Source organism: Burkholderia sp. AU32262 (assembly GCF_020419985.1).
Taxonomy (GTDB): domain Bacteria; phylum Pseudomonadota; class Gammaproteobacteria; order Burkholderiales; family Burkholderiaceae; genus Burkholderia; species Burkholderia semiarida.
Genome location: NZ_JAIZRS010000004.1, coordinates 190217 through 209515, shown reverse-complemented (window position 1 = coordinate 209515; position 19299 = coordinate 190217). Strand labels below are relative to the sequence as shown.

15 protein-coding genes and 1 pseudogene are annotated in these 19299 nt (G+C 67.9%); 10 read left to right on the top strand and 6 right to left on the bottom strand.

All coding sequences use genetic code 11. The features are described from left to right. Positions 1–804: 804 nt before the first annotated feature. Positions 805–1062, bottom strand: a complete 258-nt coding sequence (locus LGN10_RS33625) for a hypothetical protein (protein WP_226222466.1) — start codon at positions 1060–1062, stop codon at positions 805–807. Between LGN10_RS33625 and LGN10_RS06215 the strand changes: the two are divergent. From LGN10_RS06215 to polX, 4 genes and pseudogenes are all read left to right on the top strand, one after another. Then, positions 955–1702, top strand: a pseudogene (locus LGN10_RS06215) (Crp/Fnr family transcriptional regulator). The gene LGN10_RS33625 and the pseudogene LGN10_RS06215 sit on opposite strands and share 108 nt — an antisense overlap. 11 nt (positions 1703–1713) lie before the next feature. Continuing rightward, the gene (locus tag LGN10_RS06210) at positions 1714–3120 is read left to right on the top strand and encodes an undecaprenyl-phosphate glucose phosphotransferase (protein ID WP_226222307.1); all 1407 of its coding nucleotides are present in this window, start codon (positions 1714–1716) and stop codon (positions 3118–3120) included. 382 nt (positions 3121–3502) lie between these two features. After that, on the top strand, positions 3503–3895 hold the full coding sequence (locus LGN10_RS06205) for a TraR/DksA family transcriptional regulator (RefSeq protein ID WP_059574623.1): 393 nt from the start codon (positions 3503–3505) through the stop codon (positions 3893–3895). A gap of 148 nt (positions 3896–4043) precedes the next feature. After that, positions 4044–5804: a DNA polymerase/3'-5' exonuclease PolX gene (polX, locus tag LGN10_RS06200; protein ID WP_226222299.1), complete on the top strand. Its 1761-nt coding sequence runs from the start codon at positions 4044–4046 to the stop codon at positions 5802–5804. 45 nt (positions 5805–5849) lie between these two features. On the opposite strand, the gene ald is transcribed toward polX, so the two are convergent. Beyond that, positions 5850–6965, bottom strand: coding sequence for an alanine dehydrogenase (gene ald / locus LGN10_RS06195; RefSeq protein ID WP_059574621.1), 1116 nt, complete (start codon positions 6963–6965; stop codon positions 5850–5852). 286 nt (positions 6966–7251) lie between these two features. On the opposite strand from ald, the gene LGN10_RS06190 reads away from it, so the two are divergent. Beyond that, positions 7252–7668 (top strand): DUF3995 domain-containing protein, encoded by a 417-nt coding sequence (locus LGN10_RS06190; RefSeq protein ID WP_059574619.1) that lies wholly within the window; start codon positions 7252–7254, stop codon positions 7666–7668. Positions 7669–7687: 19 nt separating this feature from the next. On the opposite strand, the gene LGN10_RS06185 is transcribed toward LGN10_RS06190, so the two are convergent. Continuing rightward, on the bottom strand, positions 7688–7870 hold the full coding sequence (locus LGN10_RS06185; RefSeq protein ID WP_226222297.1) for an RNA 2'-phosphotransferase: 183 nt from the start codon (positions 7868–7870) through the stop codon (positions 7688–7690). A gap of 461 nt (positions 7871–8331) precedes the next feature. Between LGN10_RS06185 and LGN10_RS06180 the strand changes: the two genes are divergently transcribed. The 4 genes from LGN10_RS06180 (at position 8332) to LGN10_RS06165 (ending at position 14186) form a co-directional block, all read left to right on the top strand. Then, complete coding sequence (locus LGN10_RS06180) at positions 8332–9072, top strand: gluconate 2-dehydrogenase subunit 3 family protein (RefSeq protein ID WP_059574615.1); 741 nt, start codon at positions 8332–8334, stop codon at positions 9070–9072. After that, the gene (locus LGN10_RS06175) at positions 9072–10850 is read left to right on the top strand and encodes a GMC family oxidoreductase (protein ID WP_226222295.1); all 1779 of its coding nucleotides are present in this window, start codon (positions 9072–9074) and stop codon (positions 10848–10850) included. The genes LGN10_RS06180 and LGN10_RS06175 overlap by 1 nt, the downstream gene beginning before the upstream one ends. Next, on the top strand, positions 10847–12259 hold the full coding sequence (locus tag LGN10_RS06170; RefSeq protein WP_226222293.1) for a c-type cytochrome: 1413 nt from the start codon (positions 10847–10849) through the stop codon (positions 12257–12259). The genes LGN10_RS06175 and LGN10_RS06170 overlap by 4 nt, the downstream gene beginning before the upstream one ends. A 211-nt stretch (positions 12260–12470) precedes the next feature. Then, on the top strand, positions 12471–14186 hold the full coding sequence (locus LGN10_RS06165; RefSeq protein ID WP_059574609.1) for a cation:proton antiporter: 1716 nt from the start codon (positions 12471–12473) through the stop codon (positions 14184–14186). A 27-nt stretch (positions 14187–14213) separates the two neighbouring features. Here the strand turns inward: LGN10_RS06165 and LGN10_RS06160 are convergent, their stop codons facing one another. Beyond that, positions 14214–16076: a peptidoglycan D,D-transpeptidase FtsI family protein gene (locus tag LGN10_RS06160; protein WP_226222291.1), complete on the bottom strand. Its 1863-nt coding sequence runs from the start codon at positions 16074–16076 to the stop codon at positions 14214–14216. Positions 16077–16491: 415 nt separating this feature from the next. Next, a complete protein-coding gene (locus tag LGN10_RS06155; RefSeq protein WP_226222287.1) occupies positions 16492–16839 on the bottom strand; it encodes a DUF3564 family protein in 348 nt (115 codons plus the stop codon). A gap of 648 nt (positions 16840–17487) precedes the next feature. Here LGN10_RS06155 and LGN10_RS06150 point away from each other — a divergent pair. Then, on the top strand, positions 17488–18699 hold the full coding sequence (locus tag LGN10_RS06150; protein ID WP_226222286.1) for an SDR family oxidoreductase: 1212 nt from the start codon (positions 17488–17490) through the stop codon (positions 18697–18699). Between the two features lie 55 nt (positions 18700–18754). On the opposite strand, the gene hpaR is transcribed toward LGN10_RS06150, so the two are convergent. Next, entirely contained in the window at positions 18755–19195 is a 441-nt protein-coding gene (hpaR, locus tag LGN10_RS06145; RefSeq protein ID WP_059574601.1) for a homoprotocatechuate degradation operon regulator HpaR, read from the bottom strand. Between the last annotated feature and the right edge of the window lie 104 nt (positions 19196–19299).

Below are 19299 nucleotides of genomic sequence, written 5' to 3'. Positions count from 1 at the left end.
GGCGCATCCTCGCAGAATGACGGTCGCGCGTCGTCCGCGCGAACTCCGGAACGGAAATTTCGCACGACCGTGCGGACTTTTGTTGATCAAAAACCGAATGACGATACTCGCAAAAAAGGCTAGCACGCAATTGAATTCACATAATTGCGCATCCTGCCATTTCACAAAGTTTGACGGTTGAGATTGGCCGCAAACGTTATGTCGATTTAATGATTCGTTTCCCTGAAATTAATCATCCGGAAATGGAATCGTGTGCTTGCTTGTCATTCAATGCCGACAGGGAATCAATCGAACGACGTTGCGCATCGTACCGCGAAGTGCCGGAAAGTCATTGAACATTGTTTGACAAAAAAATGGGGATCGCCTGATTTTTCAATTGGATCAATGGTTTGTAAGCGATATGTGCGCTAACCGACAGAGGTCTGAATTAGTGTGCCGATTCAAATTTGAGACAGTTTGAAACGAACGTGTGCGGCGCGCCGACGTTGGGGAATGCTGCGCTGCACATCATGGAAACAATTGAAAATCGGCCGTAAGTGTTTGAACGGTAAGCATCGTGGTCCCACGCGACCATGCCGGCCCGATGCATGGGGATTGACCGATCGAATGCCTGCTGTGTCCGTTGCGTGGGCGAGTGTCCGGAAATGAGACGTTTTTTTGCTTTTGGGGCCGGTTATTCGGGGGCTCTAAATCGAATGTCATTCATATATTAAGGATGGACGCGTATTGGCACGTAAATCGCTTATTCGGGCTGGCGTGTCGAAACGTGGCAGTGGACTCAATCCGGCGATGACAAGCCGATGGTCAGTCGGATTCGGGGTTGTGGGCCGCAACCGCATCAATGTCCGGACGCGCATCGCGATAACGAGTTCCGTGCACGCGGCTGCAGGCGGCGCGGACGATAAAAGGGATACAGACATGCTTCATCTTCACTCGAGCTACTCGGCGAACGCCATCCTTGCTGCCCTCCCGGAGGACAGCATCCGCACCATCGCACCGCATCTCGAACTGGTCAGGATCAAGGCCGGGATGCTCGATCGGGTTGGCGAACCGATGCGTCATCTGCACTTTCCGACGACGGCGATGATGTCGGTGCAGCACCTGATGGAGGACGGTGCGATGGTCGAGGTGGCGGTGGTCGGCCGCGAGGGGGGTGGTCGGGCTGGGGACGCTGGTGGGCGGCATCGCGGCGTCGAGCCGGGTCGAGGTGCGCATCGGCGGAATGGCCTATCGCGTGCCGAGTTGCGTGATGCGCGCCGAGTTCGAGCGGTCGCCGCAGACCTACCGGCTGCTGCTGAACACCTGCCAGGCAACGATGGCGCAAATCTCGCGCAGCGCGCTGTGCAACCGCCACCACTCGGTCAGCGAGCAGCTCAGCCGCTGGCTGCTGCTCGCGCATGATCGGATCGACGGCGACGAGCTAACGGTCACGCAGCAGACGATCGCGAACATGCTCGGCGTGCGGCGCGAGGGTGTGACGGAGGCGGCCGGCAACCTGCAGGAAGCCGGGCTGATCCGGCAGCGCCGCGGCCGCATCACGGTGCTCGACCGCGACGGCCTCGAACATCATGCGTGCGAATGCTACGACCTGATTCGCGCGGACTATCGCCGGCTGCTCGGCACGCGCGGGAATGCGAGGCCGGCGACGGTCCACCCGCGCATGCTGGAGAGCCGTCGCGGATTCCCGGCACACGGTGCGTGACGATGCAGCCGATGTCCGGTGGAACGAATGCGATGCGGCGTGCCGTGATCGCGGCGGCCGACGTCGTGCTCGTGCTGGCGGGGGCGCTCGCCGCACAGGCGGCGTGGGGCCTCGGCTGGCATGCGCTGTCCGACGCGCAGCGCGGCGCGATCGCGCTGCTGTGCGTGTTGACGGTGGCGCTGCTGCCGCGCTACCTGCGCACCGTGCGCGGCGGCGTGGCGGTGCAGGGCGGCGCGCACGTGCTGACGCACACGCTGGTGGCGGTGATGTGCGCGAGCGTGCTGACGGTGGCCGGCACGGTATGGATGATGAATCGCGGCGGCACGGTCACGACGCGCTGGATCGTGCAAACGGTGCTGGCCGGCGACGCGACGCTGCTGCTCGGCCGCGCGGCGCTGCTGGCGCTCGCGCTGACGCGCGGCGACCCGCGCGCACGGCAACGCCGCGTCGCCGTCGTCGGCGCAACGGCCTACGGGCGCGTGGCGATCGAGCGGATGCAGCTTGCGCCGAACGGCCCGTTCGTGGCCGCGTGCGTATTCGACGACGATGCGGCGGCCGCCGCGAGCGGCATCGGCGGCGTGCCGGTGATCGACGACTGGAACGCGTTGCGCGACCGGATTCGCGGCGGTGACATCGACGAGGTCTGGCTCACGCTGCCGATGTCGCACGAGTGGCGGATCCAGCGCATCGTGCGCGAACTGCGCGACGAGTTCGTCGAGTTGCGGCTGTTGCCCGACGTGCGGCAGATGGCGGTCGTCGATCGCTCCGCGACCGACGTGCTGGGCATGCCGGCGATCAATCTCGCGACCACGCCGCGCTCCGCGCCGGAGCTGTGGGCGAAGTTCGCATTCGACCGGCTGTTCGCGTTCGCCGTGCTGATTCCATTGCTGCCGCTGCTGACGATGCTCGCGATCGCGGTCAAGCTGTCTTCGCCCGGGCCCGTGCTGTTCAGGCAGCGCCGCAAGGGCGTCGACGGCCGCGAGTTCGACATCCTGAAGTTCCGGACGATGCGCGTGCATCGCGCGCAGCCGGGCGTCCTGCGGCAGGCGTCGCGCAACGATGCGCGCATCACGCGCGTCGGCGCGTTCCTGCGGCGCACCTCGCTCGACGAGCTGCCGCAGTTCTTCAACGTGCTGTTCGGGCAGATGTCGGTGGTCGGCCCGCGTCCGCATGCGATCGAACACGACGACTTCTATCGCCAACTGGTCGACTGCTACATGTACCGCTACCGTGTGCGGCCCGGCATCACCGGATGGGCCCAGGTGAACGGCTATCGCGGCGAGACGCGCAAGGTCGAGGCGATGGCGGCGCGCGTGAAGTTCGATCTGTTCTACATGCAGAACTGGAGCTTCTGGTTCGACATCAAGATCATCCTGCTGACGGTGGTGCGCGGCTTCATCGGCCGCAATGCATTCTGAGGAAAACGAACGATCGAGTCGGCGCCGCGCGAGCGATCGTACCGACGGCCTGAGGCCGGTCCGCGGGCACGGAAAGACGCGTGCGGCCGTGCGGAAATTGCTGCGCCGCGGTTGCGCCGACGGGCCGCGCGGCGCGCGCCGCACGTCGGGATTGCGCGTCCGTCCCCAGTTTCCTCACCGCTGACGCTGCGTGGCCGGCACGCTGATTCCGGTCAACACACGCGTGTTCAATGGGTTTATCCTGCGTCGAATGCGTCCGGCGTCCTGCACGTCCGGCCGCGCATCCGGATGCGGCGGCGCAGGCCATGCCTGCGCGCCGCGTACCGGCGCGATACCGCGCGCCTCACTTTTTCGCGCGGAACCCGGAACAGGAGAGACGGCCATGTCGCTCGACCAACAACAACGGCAGACGCTGAAACAGCGGCTGAACGAGAGCGAGCAGGCGCTGCGTGCGGAGATCCGCGCGAGCGAGGACCAGCGCGCGCTGGAATCCTATGCGGACCTTGCCGGCGCGGCGCCGGACGAGGGCGACGAGGCGAACGCCGATCTGTTCGTCGACGTCGATCACGCGTTGATCGGCATGAAGCTGACCGAACTGCGCGCGATCGGCCGCGCGCAGCGGCGGATGCGCGACGGCAGCTACGGCGAATGCATCGACTGCGACGGCTCGGTCGGCTACGAGCGCCTGCTGGCGCGCCCGACCGCCGAACGCTGCACGCATTGCCAGTCGCTGTACGAGCGCCGCTACGCGACGACGCCGCGCGCGTCGCTCTGACGTCGCGGTTTCCACCGCGCTGCACGCGCCGGGCGGCCGGCGCAGGATGACCAACGGGCGCCGGGCGCCGTCGACACGCGGCGCCGGGCGGGCAGACGCCGTCGCGCCGGCGCGCGGCGCCATCCACGTGGAAGGGGGCACGCCGATCATGCCGATCCACAATGCCGAGTGCGCGGCCGTGTTCGCCGAAATCGCCGACATGCTCGAGATCCAGGGCGCCAACCCGTTTCGCGTGCGGGCATACCGCAACGCCGCCCGCACGATCGCCGACTACGGCCGCGATATCCCGACGATGATCGCGAACGGCGACGATCTCGGGAAGATTCCGTCGATCGGGGCCGATCTCGCGTCGAAGCTGCGCGAGATCGCCGCGACCGGCACCTGCGAACTGCAGCAAACCTTGCGTCATGCGTTGCCGGGCGCGATCGTCGCGCTGCTCGACGTGCCCGGGCTCGGCGCGAAACGCGTGAAGGCGCTGCACGACGCGCTGCGCGTCGATTCGCTCGAGCAGTTGCGCGCCGAAGCGAAGAGCGGGCACGTGCGCGAACTGCCGGGCTTCGGTGCGAAAACCGAAGCCCATCTGATCGAGGCGATCGACGATCGCCTGCAGCGCGAGCCGCAACGCTTCCTGCTGCCCGACGCCGCGCATGCGCTGACGCCGTTGCTCGAACACCTGCGTGCGGTGGCCGGCGTCGGCAAGGCCGTGCCGGCCGGCAGCTTCCGCCGCCGCCGCGAGACGGTCGGCGATCTCGACATCCTCGTCACCGCACGCGATGCTGCCGCGGTCGCCGACGCGTTCGTCGGCTACGGCGACGTGGCGCGCGTGCTCGCACACGGCAAGACCCGGTCGAGCGCGATGCTCGCCAACGGGTTGCAGGTCGACCTGCGCGTCGTCGATGCCGATGCGTTCGGCGCGGCGCTCGTCTACTTCACCGGATCGAAGGCGCACAACATCGCGCTGCGCCGGCTCGCGCAGGCCGGTGGCCTGAAGATCAACGAATACGGCGTGTTTCGCGGCGACGAGCGGATTGCCGGCGCGACGGAGGCATCGGTCTACGCGGCCATCGGGCTGCACGAGGTGCCGCCCGAGTTGCGCGAGGATCGCGGCGAGGTCGATGCGTCCCGTGCCGGCACGCTGCCGGCGCTGGTGGAGCGCAAGCATCTGCATGGCGACCTGCACGCGCATACCGACGTGTCGGCCGGCCGCGACGGCTTGCGCGCGATGGCCGCGGCCGCGCGTGCGCGCGGGCTCGCGTATCTGGCCGTCACCGATCGCGTCCCGCCTGGCGACGGCGCTCGCGGCGGCTTCGACTGGCTCGCGCGGCAACTCGACGACATCGATCGCGTCAACGCGACGTTCGACGATTTCGTGTTGCTCAAGGGCGTGGAAGCGGGCATTCGCGAGGATGGCAGCCTGGACGTGCCCGACGCGATGCTCGGCCGGCTCGATCTCGTCGTCGGCGCGGTACGCGACGGTTTCGACCTGCCGCGCGGCGTGCAGACCGATCGCATGCTGCGCGCGATGGACCATCCGTATTTCACGATTCTCGCGCATCCGACCGGTCGCATGCTCGGCGAGCGCGACGCCTGCGAACTCGATGTGCCGCGCGTGCTCGCGCAGGCTGCCGCGCGCGGCTGTTTCGTCGAACTCGATGCTCAGCCGCGGCGCCTGGACCTGCCGGACGTCTGGTGCCGCGAGGCCGCGAAGGCCGGCGTGCCGGTCGCGATCGGTTCGGATGCATGCAGCGCGGACGAACTCGACAACCTCGCGTTCGGCGTCGACCAGGCGCGGCGCGGCTGGCTGACGCGGCACGACGTGCTGAACACGCGCACGCTCGCGCAACTGCGGCCGCTGCTGGCGCGCACGATGGGCGGCGGCGGCAAGCGGAGCCGGTCGAAGGGCGCGTGAACGCAACGCGGCCGGCCGCGGTGCGTTCCGTTCATGCCGGCACGGTCATGCCAACACGCCGGCGGCCGGGACGTACGGGAGCCCGAGCGCCTGCGCGACGGCTTCGTACGTGATGTGGCCGTCGCACACGTTCAGGCCCGCGCGCAGGTGCGGATCGTCGAGCATCGCCTGTTTCCAGCCCTTGTCGGCGAGCGCGAGCGCATGGCCGAGCGTCGCATTGTTCAGCGCAAAGGTGGACGTGCGCGCGACCGCGCCGGGCATGTTCGCGACGCAGTAGTGGACCACGCCGTCGACGACGAAGGTCGGCGCCGCGTGCGTGGTCGCATGCGAGGTCTCGAAGCATCCGCCCTGGTCGATCGCGACGTCGACGACGACCGCCCCCTTGCGCATCGTCGCGATCATGTCGCGCGTGACGAGCCGCGGCGCCGACGCCCCCGGAACGAGCACGGCGCCGATCACGACGTCGGCATCGCGCACGGCTTCGTCGACCGTATGCGCATTCGAGCAGACGGTCGCGATCCGGTTGGCGAACACGAGATCGAGCTGGCGCAACCGGTTCACGTTGTTGTCGAGCACGGTGACGCGCGCGCCGAGGCCCACCGCCATCTGCAGCGCGCCGGTGCCCACGACGCCCGCGCCGAGCACGACGACGTGCGCGGCCGGCACGCCCGGCACGCCGGCCATCAGCAGGCCGCGGCCGCCGCGCGGGCTTTCGAGGTGGGTCGCCGCGACCTGGATCGACATGCGGCCGGCGACTTCGCTCATCGGCGCGAGCAGCGGCAGGCCGCCGCCGGGGCCCGTCACGGTTTCGTACGCGATGCACACCGCGCCGGATTTCACGAGCGCGGCGGCCTGATCGGGATCGGGCGCGAGATGCAGGTACGTGTAGAGAATCTGGCCGCGCCGCAGCATCGCGCATTCGGCGGGCTGCGGCTCCTTCACCTTGATGATCATGTCGGCCCGCGCGAAGATTTCGTCGGCGCCGTCGCTGAGCGATGCGCCGGCGGCCGTGTAGTCGTCGTCGAGCAGGCCGATCGCCGTGCCCGCGCCGCGCTGCACGAGCACGCGATGGCCGTGCCGCGTGAGTTCGCGCGCGCCGGCCGGCGTGAGGCCGACGCGGTATTCGTGGTTCTTGATCTCTTTCGGCACACCGACCAGCATGAGTCGCCTCCATGGCCTTCGTTATCGTCGTCGTGCGGGCGCGCAGCCGGTTGCGCGGCGGCGTGCCGACCGCAGTACTGGAATAACAGCGTAGTAGCGCGCGGAGGGAAGTCAAGCGTGCGGCATGCGCGCAATGCATGCGCACTGCGACGCAGCATGCGCGGCCGCCGGTTGCGACCGGACGTCGCAATGCGCGCGTGATCGGGTTTCGGTATCGTCATGCGTGTCGCGGGCCGAACGTTTTTCGGCAAGACGACGAGACAACGACACGAGGACATCGATCGACATGACCGGTGCGTATTTCAGCGTGCCGACGCTTTGCGCCCTCGCGCTCGTGCACGTCTACTGGGCGTTCGGCGGGCGGCTGGGCAAGCGTGCGGCCATTCCGGAGCAGGACGGCGTACCGCTGTTGCGGCCGACCGCCGTCGGCACGCTTGCCGTCGCGGCCGCCCTGCTGGGCGGCGCGTGCGTGGTCGCCGTGCGTGCCGGCTGGCTCGGGCGCAACGCGTATCCATGCACGATCGCGTTCGCGACCGTTGCGCTCGCATTGATCTTCGCGGTGCGGGCCGTCGGCGATTTCCGCTACGTCGGCTTCTCCAAGCGGATCCGCGGGTCGCGTTTCGCGCGGATGGACACGCTGTATTACTCGCCGCTGTGCGCGGCGCTGGCGCTGTCGATCGCGTCGATGTTCTGGCCATGGTGAGGGAAGCGCCGCACGCGCTTCAGCCCGCGTGCGTCCCGACCAGGGTAAGGTATTCGGCCGGCACGGCATCGGTCAGCCAGACACCGTTTTCGGCGACGAAGAACGCATGGCCCTGCCGGTGCATGCGCCGCGCATCGACTTCGAAGATCACGGGCACGCCGTAGCACGCGCCGACGGCCAGCGCCGTCCGCCGTCTTCCCATCCTTGCACATTCCGGCTTCTCAATTTCCCATTATTGCTGATTTCGATGCACTGAATTGCATCGATCCCTCTAGTAATGGAACCGGTTCCATATATAATTCGCCGCACTCGTCGCCGGACCCGAAAGAGGGTCGTGCACGTTGCGCTTGCCGTGGGCACACGTGAGGTCTAAGTTGAACAAGGGTCATGGGCGATGACGGAGAGATGCAGGCTGATGCCGGTATTTGTCCGACGATAGGGCCCGCGAAGAGGTCAATCCGCACAGCGCCGCCGGTACCGGAGCGGGGTGCGGCTGCAATGACGGCGCCACCGCGGAGCGCGGCCGGGCGCCTGCAATCGAGGTTGTGCGCAACACACGAAAGAACAGGGCGACCGGCCGCGTGCGGCACGGCTGCCTGCCGGGCACGTGGCATGCGGAATGCGCGCGTCCGAACCCCGATCCCCAACGATCAACATCCGACCATGTCCACGCCACCTGACAAACCCAATTCGCGTCGCCGTTTCCTGCGCACGTCGGTCGCGCTCGTGCCGATCGCGTCGGTCGCCGGCTGCGACCTGCGCTCGTCGTCGCCGTCCGCGACGACGGCCGGCAATGCATCCGCCGCGTCGGCCGGCGCCGAGCGCGCGCCGTACAAGCCGACCTTTTTCGATGCGAAGGAATGGGCGTTCGTCCAGGCCGCCGTCGACCGGCTGATTCCGGCCGATGCCGAAGGCCCCGGCGCGCTCGAAGCCGGCGTGCCCGAATTCATCGATCGCCAGATGGAGACGCCGTATGCGCACGGCGCGACGTGGTACATGCAGGGGCCGTTCCAGCAGGGCGTGCCCGAGCTCGGCTACCAGTTGAAGCTGGTGCCGCGCGACATCTACCGGCTCGGCATCGCGGCCGTCAACCGCTATTGCGAAAAGGCGCACGGCAAGGCGTTCGCGGATCTCGACGCACCGACGCGCGACACGGTGCTCGGCGCGCTGGAGAAGGGCGGCGCGCAGATCGACGACGTGCCGCCCGGCGTGTTTCTCGGCCAGTTGCTGCAGAACACGCGCGAGGGCTACTTCTGCGATCCGGTGCATGGCGGCAATCGCGACATGGCCGCGTGGAAGATGATCGGTTTCCCGGGCGCGCGCGCGGACTTCATGGATTTCGTCAACCAGAGCGGCAAGCCCTATCCGTACGGCCCCGTCTCGATCAACGGGGAGCGCAGCTGATGGCCGCAGACAAGAAGCCGCATGTCGACGCGGTGATCGTCGGGTTCGGCTGGACCGGCGCGATTCTCGCGAAGGAACTGACCGAAGCCGGTTTGAACGTCGTCGCGCTCGAGCGCGGCGAATATCGCGACACCTACCCGGACGGCGCGTACCCGAACACGATCGACGAGCTGACCTACAACATCCGCAAGAAGCTGTTTCTCGACCTGTCGAAGACGACCGTGTCGATTCGCCACGGGCTGCAGGACACCGCGCTGCCGTACCGGCAGCTCGCCGCGTTCCTGCCGGGCGAAGGCGTGGGCGGCGCGGGGCTGCACTGGTCGGGCGTGCACTTCCGGATCACGCCGGAAGAGCTGCGCCTGCGCAGCCACTACGAAGAGCGCTACGGCAAGAAGTTCATCCCCGAAGGGATGACGATCCAGGACACGGGCGTCACGTACGAGGAACTCGAGCCGCATTTCGATTTCGCCGAGAAGGTGTTCGGCACGTCGGGGCAGGCGTACAAGGTCGGCGGCAAGGTGGTCGGCGACGGCAACGTGTTCGAGGCCAACCGCAGCGACCACTTCCCGCTGCCCGCGCAGCTCAATACGTATTCGGCGCAGCGCTTCTTCGATGCGGCCCGCTCGCTGGGCCTGCATCCGTACCGGCTGCCGTCCGCGAACACCTCGGGCCCGTACACGAACCCGTACGGCGTGCAGATGGGCCCGTGCAACTTCTGTGGATATTGCAGCGGCTACGCGTGCTACATGTATTCGAAGGCGTCGCCGAACCTGAACATCCTGCCGGCGCTGAAGCAGGCGCCGAACTTCGAGCTGCGCTCGAAGTGCCACGTGCTGCGCGTCGATCTCGACGACACGAAGAAGCGCGCGACCGGCGTGACCTACGTCGATCCGGCCGGGCGTGAAGTGCACCAGCCGGCCGATCTCGTGATCGTGGCCGCGTTCCAGTATCACAACGTGCACCTGCTGCTGCTGTCGGGCATCGGCAAGCCGTACGATCCGATCTCGGGCGAAGGTGTGGTCGGCCGCAATTTCGCGTACCAGAACCTGTCGACGATCAAGGCGTTCTTCGACAAGGACACCTACACGAATCCATTCATCGGCGCGGGCGGCAACGGCGTCGCGGTGGACGATTTCAACGCGGACAACTTCGACCACGGCCCGCTCGGCTTCGTCGGCGGCTCGCCGCTTTGGGTGAACCAGGCCGGCGTGAAGCCGATCAGCGGCATCGCGACACCGCCCGGCACGCCGCAATGGGGCTCGGCATGGAAGAAGGCCGTGAAGGACAACTACGCGCACACGATCTCGATGGATGCGCATGGCACCAACATGTCGTACCGCGACGTGTATCTCGACCTCGATCCGACCTATCGCGATTCGTACGGCCAGCCGCTGTTGCGGATGACGTTCGACTGGAAGGACAACGACATCAAGATGGCGCAGTACGTGACCGGCCAGATGAAGAAGATCGCGGAGGCGATGGGGCCGAAGGCGATCGGCGTGTCGACGCGCGAGTTCGGCAAGCACTTCGACTCGCGCCAGTACCAGACCACCCATCTCGTCGGCGGCGCGATCATGGGCACCGACCCGAAGACGAGCGTGCTGAACCGCTACCTGCAGTGCTGGGACGTGCACAACGTGTTCGTGATGGGCGCGTCCGCGCTGCCGCAGGGCATCGGCTACAACCCGACCGGAATCATCGCGGCGCTGGCCTACTGGTCGGCACGTGCGATCCGCGAGCAGTACCTGAAAAATCCCGCCCCGCTGGTGACCGCATGAAGAGGACGATGAACCACAACGTCGCGCGCCGGATGTCGCGCGCGCTGGCGGCCGGTGCGGCCTGGGCCGCGTTCGGCTTCGCGGGCTCGGCGGCGCTTGCGCAACCGGCGGCCCCCGCGGCAGCCTCCGGCCCGGCGGCCGCACCGGCCGCCCAATCCGCCGACGCGGCCCTGATCAAGCGCGGCGAATACCTCGCCCGCGCCGGCGACTGCATCGCATGCCACACCGCGAGCGGCGGCAAGCCGTTCGCGGGCGGCCTGAAGTTCGACACGCCGATCGGCGCGATCTACTCGACGAACATCACGCCGGACCCGAAGACGGGTCTCGGCGGCTGGACTTACGAGGACTTCACCCGCGCGGTGCGCGAAGGCGTGCGCAAGAACGGCGACACGATGTATCCGGCGATGCCGTTCCCGTCGTATTCGCGGCTGACCGACGACGACATGAAGGCACTGTACGCATACTTCATGCACGGCGTCGCGCCGGTCGAGCACGAGAACCGCGCGGTCGACATCGTGTGGCCGCTGTCGATGCGCTGGCCGCTCGGCATCTGGCGCAAGATGTTCGCGCCGTCGCCGAAGCCGTTCGACGCGGCGTCGTACAGCGACCCGGCGGTCGCACGCGGCGCGTATCTCGTGCAGGGCCTCGGCCACTGCGGCGCGTGCCACACGCCGCGCGCGCCGACGATGCAGGAGCGCGGGCTGACCGACGCGGACGGCCTCGACTTCCTGGCCGGCGGCGCGGCGATCGACGGCTGGGTGCCGACGAGCCTGCGCGGCGAGCCGCGCACGGGCCTCGGCGCGTGGAGCGAAACCGAGATCGTGCAGTTCCTGAAGACGGGCCGCACGCTGCGCACGGCCGCGTTCGGCGGGATGACGGACGTGGTCGGCCACAGCATGCAGCACATGACCGACGACGACCTGAACGCGATCGCGCGCTACCTGAAGACGTTACCGCCGCGCGTGCAGGGCGAGCAGCCGCACGTGTACGACGCGGCCGCGGCGAAGGCGCTGCAGACGGGCGACGCGAGCAAGCCGGGCGCGGCCGTCTATCGCGACAACTGCATGGCCTGTCACCGCAGCGACGGCCACGGCTACACGCGCGTGTTCCCGGCGCTCGCCGGCAACCCGGTGGTGCAGGGCGACGATCCGACGTCGCTGATTCACGTCGTGCTGGAAGGCAGCGCGCTGCAGGGCACGCGCACCGCGCCGTCGACCTTCACGATGCCGCCGTTCGGCTGGCGCCTGTCGGACCAGGAAGTCGCGGACGTGTCGAACTTCGTGCGCACGAGCTGGGGCAACACGGGCACGCCGGTGACGGCCGCGCAGGTCGCGAAGGTGCGCAAGAGCGTGCCGTCGACGCGGCCCGGGCCGCCGCCGGGCGCGCGATTCCCGCAAGCGTCGCGCTGACGGCGGGGCGGCGGGGCGCCGGCCCCGCCTGTCACCTGGTCCGCGTCGATGCGTGACCGGGCCCGCGACGCCTCGGTCTTCGCCGGGGTCGCGCCCCGCCAACCCGCGCCGCCGCGCGAAATTTTCGCGGCCGCGCGCCATTCTTCCGCCTCATCCCGTATCCTTTCACTCTTGAACCTTACTAAATCGTTACAAGAGCTTGGGAGGGGGGATGCCTCATGACGTCAGCCTGATTGCGTTGCTCGCGGCCGGTTTCGGTCTCGCGATGATTTTCGGTTACCTCGCGTCGCTGCTGAAAATGCCGCCGCTCGTCGGCTATCTGCTCGCCGGGATCGTGATCGGCCCCGGCACGCCCGGCTTCGTCGGCGACCTGTCGCTCGCGCAGCAACTCGCCGAAGTCGGCGTGATGCTGTTGATGTTCGGCGTCGGCCTGCATTTCTCGCTCGGCGATCTGCTCGCGGTGCGCAAGATCGCGCTGCCGGGCGCCATCGTGCAGATCACCGTCGCGACGCTGCTCGGCGGCGGGCTCGCGCTCACCTGGGGCTGGAGCCTCGGTGCGGCGCTCGTGTTCGGGCTGGCGCTGTCGGTCGCGAGCACCGTCGTGCTGCTGCGCGCGCTCGAGGGGCGCGGGCTCGTCGAGACGGTCAACGGGCGCATCGCGGTCGGCTGGCTGGTCGTCGAGGATCTCGTGATGGTGCTCGTGCTGGTGCTGCTGCCACCGGTGGCGGGGCTGCTCGGCGGCACGCCGCCCGGCGACGCGCAGGCGGCCGGCGGCAGCGTGTGGGGCACGCTCGGCGTCACGATGCTGAAGGTCGCCGCGTTCATCGCGCTGATGCTGGTGGTCGGCAAGCGCGTGTTCCCGCGCATTCTGTGGCTCGTCGCGCGCACGGGCTCGCGCGAGCTGTTCACGCTGTGCATGATCGCGGCCGCAGTCGGCATCGCGTTCGGCGCCGCGAAGCTGTTCGACGTGTCGTTCGCGCTCGGTGCCTTCTTCGCCGGGATGATGATGCGCGAATCGGAATTCAGCCGGCGCGCGGCCGACGAGACGCTGCCGCTGCGCGATGCGTTCTCGGTGCTGTTCTTCATCTCGGTCGGCATGCTGTTCGACCCGAAGGTGCTGCTCGACGAGCCGCTGCACGTGATCGAGGTCGCGGGCATCGTGCTGATCGGCAAGACGCTCGCGGCCGTCGCGCTCGTGATCGCGTTCCGCTATCCGCTGAACACCGCGCTGACGGTGGGGGCCGGCCTCGCGCAGATCGGCGAATTCTCGTTCATCCTCGCGGGGCTCGGCCGCGCGCTCGGGCTGCTGTCCGCCGAGGGGCAGAGCCTGATTCTCGCGGTCGCGCTGATCTCGATCGCGATGAACACGCTGCTGTTCGCGATGATCGATCCGGCGCTCGCGTGGATCCGCAAGCATTCGGCGTTCGCGCGCAAGCTCGAGGCGCGCGACGATCCGCTCGCCGCGCTGCCGATGTCGACGCCGCAGACGCACCTGACCGGGCAGGTCGTGATCGTCGGCTATGGCAAGGTCGGCACGCGGATCGCGCATGCGCTGGACGAGCGCTCGATTGCGTATGTCGTCGTCGAGCAGAATCGCGAGCTCGTCGAGAAGCTGCGCGCGGACGGCATCGCGGCCGTGTCGGGCGACGCGATCGAGCCGATCGTGCTCGTGCAGGCGCATATCGCCCGCGCCGGGATGCTGGTCGTCACGCTGCCCGACGTATTCGACGTGCGGCAGATCGTCGAGATCTCGCGCACGCTCAACCCGACGCTCGAGGTCGTGCTGTGCACGAACAGCGGCGACGAGGCCGCGCTGCTGTCGAACGAGGGTATCGGCACCGTGTTCATGGGCGAGACCGAACTCGCGCGCGGGATGACCGAGCACGTGCTCGGCCGGATGGCGAAGCCGGTCGCGGCCGCGCATTGACGGCGCGCGGCGGCGCGCCCGGCTTCGTCAGCCTGCGGCGGCCACTTTCGCGGGCGCGGGGCGGGTGGACTGCGCGGCCGTCGTTGCCGGCGCCGCCGCTTTCGGCGCCGCGACCGTCTTCTGCGGCGCGCCGGCCTTCGCCGGCGCATTCTCTTCCGGTTCGACCGGTGCATCGGGCGGCACGCCGAGCAACTGCAGCGCGCCGCTCGTGACCGACGCGAACACCGGGCCGGCCACCGTGCCGCCGTAGTAGCCCTTGCCGCGCGGCTCGTCGATCATCACCGCGACGATCAGGCGCGGGTTGCTCATCGGCGCCATCCCCGCGAACAGCGCGCGGTACTTGCCCTTCGCGTAGCTCGCGCCGACCTGCTTGCGCGCGGTACCCGTCTTGCCGCCGATCCGGTAGCCGTCGACGCGCGCGCGGCGCCCCGTGCCGCCTTCACCCACCGCCATCTCGAGCATCGAGCGGATCGCGGCGGCCGTTTGCGGCGACGTCACGCGGTGGCCGCGGTGCGCGTCGATCGTCTGCTGGTCGGTGCCGTTCTTCAGCAGCGACACCGGATGCAGCGTGCCGTCGCCCGCATAGGCGGTGTAGGTCTGCGCGATCTGCAGCAGCGACATCGACAGCCCGTAGCCGTACGCCATCGTCGCCTGTTCGATCGGCCGCCAGCGCTTGTAGCCGCGCAGCCGGCCCGATGCGACGCCGGGGAACGTCAGTTCGGGCGCGCGGCCGATCCCGTATTCCTGGTATTTGTTCCAGATGGTTTCGGCGGGCAGGTTCAGCGCGAGTTTCGCGAGCGCAACGTTGCTCGACTTCTGCAGCGCCTGCGACACCGTCAGCGACCCGTGGTTCGACGTGTCGTGGATCACGGCCGGGCCGATCTTGTACGTGCCCGGCGACGTGTTGATGATCGTGTTCGGCGTGACCTTGCGCTCGTCGATCGACAGCGCGACGACGAGCGGCTTGATCGTCGAGCCCGGTTCGAACGTGTCCACCACCGCGCGGTTGCGCAATTGCTGGCCGGTGAGGCGGGCGCGATCGTTCGGGTCGAAGGTCGGATAGTTCGCGAGCGCGAGAATCTCGCCGTTCTGCGCGTCGAGTACGACGACGCTGCCGGCCACCGCGTTGTTTTCGATCACGGCCGCCTTGAGCTGGCTGAAGGCGAGCTGCTGGATGCGGCGGTCGATCGTCAGTTCGATCGTCGCGCCGTGCTGCGCGGGCACGAGCGGGCGCGTGTCCGACACGATGCGGCCGAGCCGATCGCGTATCACCTCGCGCTGGCCGGACGTACCTTGCAGGCGCGCATTCGCCGCCAGCTCGACGCCTTCCTGGCCCTTGTCCTCGACGTTCGTGAAGCCGACCACGTGCGCGGCCGATTCGCCTTCCGGGTAGAAACGTTTCGAATCGGCGATCTGCGTGATGCCGTCGATCGCGAGCTTGTCGAGCCGGCTCGCGGTATCCGCATCGACCTGCCGCTTGAGCAGCACGAACGTCTTGTCGTTGCCGAGACGCCGCTTCACCTCGACGAGCGGCATGTCGAGCAGCTTCGCGATCTGCGGATAATCGGTGTCGGCGACCTGTTTCGGGTTCGCCCAGATTTCATAGGTCGACAGGCTGACCGCGAGCATCGCGCCGTTGCGGTCGACGATGCGCCCGCGCATCGCGTCGAGCTCGATCGTGCGCTGGTAACGCTTCTGGCCCTGGCCGACGTAGAAATCCTGGTTCGCGACCTGCACCCAGAAAGCGCGGGCGATCAACGCGGCGAACGCGAGGAACACGACGACCACGATCAGCCGAGAGCGCCACATCGGCAGCCGCGACGCGAGCATCGGATTCTTGGTCGCCGCTGCGTACGGATCGGCGGGGTGGGTCTTTTTTTTCACGCTCATGCAAAGGCCGGGTCGGGCCGCCGGACGGCGGCGGGTCAGTCTGAATAATGCGATTGTAATAAATGAGTAAACAACGTGTGGGGAAAGTATGTTCCGGCCCCGCAAAAAGGCGAATGGTAGGTGATCCCGAGAATGGAGCGAAAGGGGGCAGGGCGGCGCTGTAACGGAATGCGGCGGCGGTTGCGGCGGGGAAACACGGACGATTCGCCGTGCGCCGAGGCCGGGCACGGGGTGACCGGCATCGGTCGATCGCGATTGCCCCGCACGCGATCAATTGCCCGTGCTCCGGTTATTTCTTTAATCTCGAAAATGAAAAGCGCCTCGAGCCGAGGCGCCATTCATGCTGAATATCGAAATGAATATCGTGGATGTCGGAATAAACCCGAAAACCGCAGACGATTCAGGTCAATAATACCTATCGGGCCACGGAAATAAATTCGCGGTATTCCGGCTGGGTCGTGCAGGTATCGACCGCCTGCAACCGCCACGCGCCTGCGGGATGCTCGCCGGCGAGCACGGCGGGGCCCTGTTCGCGCCGCATCGCGTCGAACGACAGCCCCTTCAATTGACAGACGGCATTGCCGCCGTCGGCCGCGCAGAGCGCCATCGCGCCCTCCACGTCGCGGACCTTGCCCCAGGTCGGAAGGTCGATGCCCTGATGTGCCTCGCGCGACCACAGTCCCTCGTCGGTATCGACCCACAAGACCGCGAAGGAATGCCGGGTTGCCGATTCGCTGCCATTAATCCGAATGGTGAGGCGCATTGGATCCTCTCCTGAAAAGTTGAAACGTTCGACCGATTTGACTTGAACAGTCTAGATAGACTGGTGTGGAACGCAAGTGATAAACCGCAATAAATCCGTATTGCGTCCATTTCAGTTTCAGATGAAAGGACGTCTGATGATGCATGGTCATTCCCAATGCGTCAGCACACACGGGCGATAGCGGCGATCGCGGCGCCTGACCGGACGCCCGCGGCGGTCAAGAGATGGGATGACGGGGCGGACACCCGCGTCGATCTGTCGCGCGCCGGCCGCCGTCGAATCGGGCCGCCCGACGCCATCGGGCACCGCCCGAACACGGCCGCACCCAACGTTTCAGCGTTCCGACGCGGCGGCCGGCACGACACACTCCGACAATCGCGTACAAATCGGCACACTTTCACGAAACTTTCGGGACAGACTTGCACGCGTTCGAGCCCCACACTGGGCACTTCCCGATCCTGTGCGCGGACGCCCGTCCGCGCCGGCTGCCGCCGCCTCGTGCCAGCGCGCGATCGACGCGATCGCAGGGCGTCCGCCCGATCGGGAGCCGCCGGGGCGCGCGTCAGCCCCGGCCCGGCCGCTGAGCCGTGCGCCGGCCCGCAACCGCGGGCGCCGCGCCGCCCGGCCGATTCTTCGAAGGAGACTATCGTGCTGATCTGGAAAACCGCGTTGTCGCTCAACTGGCGCACGAGCCTCGTATCGCCGGCCAGCGCGCCGGTCGCGGCGGCGAACGTCGGCCGGCTCGTGCTGACCGGCGCCACGGGCTTCATCGGCAGTACCGTGCTGACGGCGCTCGTCAATGCAGGGCTGCTCGAACGCGTGGTGTGCGTCGTGCGCGCGCAGGACCGCGGCCATGCGGTCGCGCGGCTGCGTGAAGCCGCGCTGCGCGCGGGGCTCGCGCCGTACTGGGCATCGCGCCTGACCGAAGCGAACGTGATCGTCGGCGCGCTCGGCGACGTGTGGCACGGCGCCGACGCGCCGCGCCTGGCCGGCGCGACGCACGTGATTCACTGCGCGGGCCACGCATCGCCGGCCGACGGCGCGCACCTGCAGGCCGACATCGCCGATGCGGTGCGCTTCGCCGAACGCTTTGCGCGCGCGCCGCGCCTGCAGCGCTTCGTGTACGTCGGCACGGCCTACGCGCACGCGGGCCGCGGCGGGATCGTGCAGGAGGAAGCGGAACGCGCCGCGGGCAACGATGCCGCGCCGGGCGCTGAAGGCCTGCCGGGTGCGGTGCTCGCGGCCGACTACCTGCACGCGAAGGCGCAAACGGAGCAGCGCCTGCGCGCGCTCGGGCTGCCGCTCGTCGTCGTGCGGCCGTCGCACGTGGTCGGCCACACGGTGCTCGGCACGCGGCCCGCGCCGAATTCGTTCTGGATGTTCCGGCTCGCGCATGCGGCGCGCCGCTTCACCGCGCGGCCGATGACGCGCATCGACATCGTGTCGGTGGACGACGTGGCGCGCGCGACGATGCTGCTGGCCGTCAAGCCGACGCTCGCGCATGACGTCTATCACGTGTCGGCCGGCGACGAGGCGCCGCAGGTCGCGCAGATCGTGCGCGCGATGGACGAGGCGGCGGGAATGACCGGAGCGCCGCGCTACGCGGCATGCGCGCCGGCCGAACTGCCGTTCGTCGTGCGCGACGTGCTCGGGCGCCGCGATCCGGCCCTGGAGCGCGTGATCGGCCGGGCGCTGCAGCGCTGCGGGGAATTCGCGACGGTCGATCGCGTATTCGACAATCGCCGCGTGCGCGATGAAATCGATTTCGAACCGTTGCCGTTCATCGATTACGTCGAGGAGTGCATGCGCACGTCGCGCGGCGTGGCCGTGACCGAACTGATGCGCGGCGCGTTCCACTGATCGTCCGCGCCGCACCGGCGCCCGTTCCCGCAGGCCGCGGAAGCGGGCGCCGCCGTCACGCGTCGCTGCCGAGCTCGATGAGCCGGTCGAGCGCGCGGTAGATGTCCTCGAGGCCGTCCTCGCCGAACCGCGACTCGAGTTGCCGGTACTGCTCGTCGATGCGCGGACCGATTTCCGTCACCAGTTTCCTGCTTTGCGGCGTCAGGCTGACCAGCAGCCGGCGCTGATCCTCCTGCGCGCGCGTGCGCGTGATCAGGCCGTCGCGCTCCATCCGTTCCAGCACGCCGGTCAGGCTCGGGCTCAGGATGCAGCAGCGTTTCGCGATCTGCCCGGCTTCGAGCGCCTGCGCCGGTTCGCCGTCGAGCACGCGGATGATCCGCCATTGCTGTTCGGTCAGCGAGAATTCCTTGAGAATGGGGCGAAACAGACCCATCAGCGTTTCGCGGGCCTCGAGCAGCAGCATGGCCAGGTTGCGATGGTCGAGCGTACGGTTCATCGGGGTGGGCAGAGGTCGGGGACGCATCAATCTTAACAGCCGAAGCTGATGAATTTCGCGTATCAGGGTAATCGAGGTTGCCAGCGCACGATTGTTTACTTAAG

Coding starts and splice junctions, on each gene's coding strand:
- hpaR (WP_059574601.1), bottom strand. CDS start 19,195: ATGAACCGTACGCTCGACCATCGCAACCTGGCCATGCTGCTGCTCGAG.
- LGN10_RS06165 (WP_059574609.1), top strand. CDS start 12,471: ATGCCTCATGACGTCAGCCTGATTGCGTTGCTCGCGGCCGGTTTCGGT.
- LGN10_RS06190 (WP_059574619.1), top strand. CDS start 7,252: ATGACCGGTGCGTATTTCAGCGTGCCGACGCTTTGCGCCCTCGCGCTC.
- LGN10_RS06175 (WP_226222295.1), top strand. CDS start 9,072: ATGGCCGCAGACAAGAAGCCGCATGTCGACGCGGTGATCGTCGGGTTC.
- LGN10_RS33625 (WP_226222466.1), bottom strand. CDS start 1,062: ATGACGCATCGGTTCGCCAACCCGATCGAGCATCCCGGCCTTGATCCT.
- LGN10_RS06170 (WP_226222293.1), top strand. CDS start 10,847: ATGAAGAGGACGATGAACCACAACGTCGCGCGCCGGATGTCGCGCGCG.
- LGN10_RS06180 (WP_059574615.1), top strand. CDS start 8,332: ATGTCCACGCCACCTGACAAACCCAATTCGCGTCGCCGTTTCCTGCGC.
- polX (WP_226222299.1), top strand. CDS start 4,044: ATGCCGATCCACAATGCCGAGTGCGCGGCCGTGTTCGCCGAAATCGCC.
- LGN10_RS06210 (WP_226222307.1), top strand. CDS start 1,714: ATGTCCGGTGGAACGAATGCGATGCGGCGTGCCGTGATCGCGGCGGCC.
- LGN10_RS06160 (WP_226222291.1), bottom strand. CDS start 16,076: ATGAGCGTGAAAAAAAAGACCCACCCCGCCGATCCGTACGCAGCGGCG.
- LGN10_RS06205 (WP_059574623.1), top strand. CDS start 3,503: ATGTCGCTCGACCAACAACAACGGCAGACGCTGAAACAGCGGCTGAAC.
- LGN10_RS06185 (WP_226222297.1), bottom strand. CDS start 7,870: ATGGGAAGACGGCGGACGGCGCTGGCCGTCGGCGCGTGCTACGGCGTG.
- ald (WP_059574621.1), bottom strand. CDS start 6,965: ATGCTGGTCGGTGTGCCGAAAGAGATCAAGAACCACGAATACCGCGTC.
- LGN10_RS06155 (WP_226222287.1), bottom strand. CDS start 16,839: ATGCGCCTCACCATTCGGATTAATGGCAGCGAATCGGCAACCCGGCAT.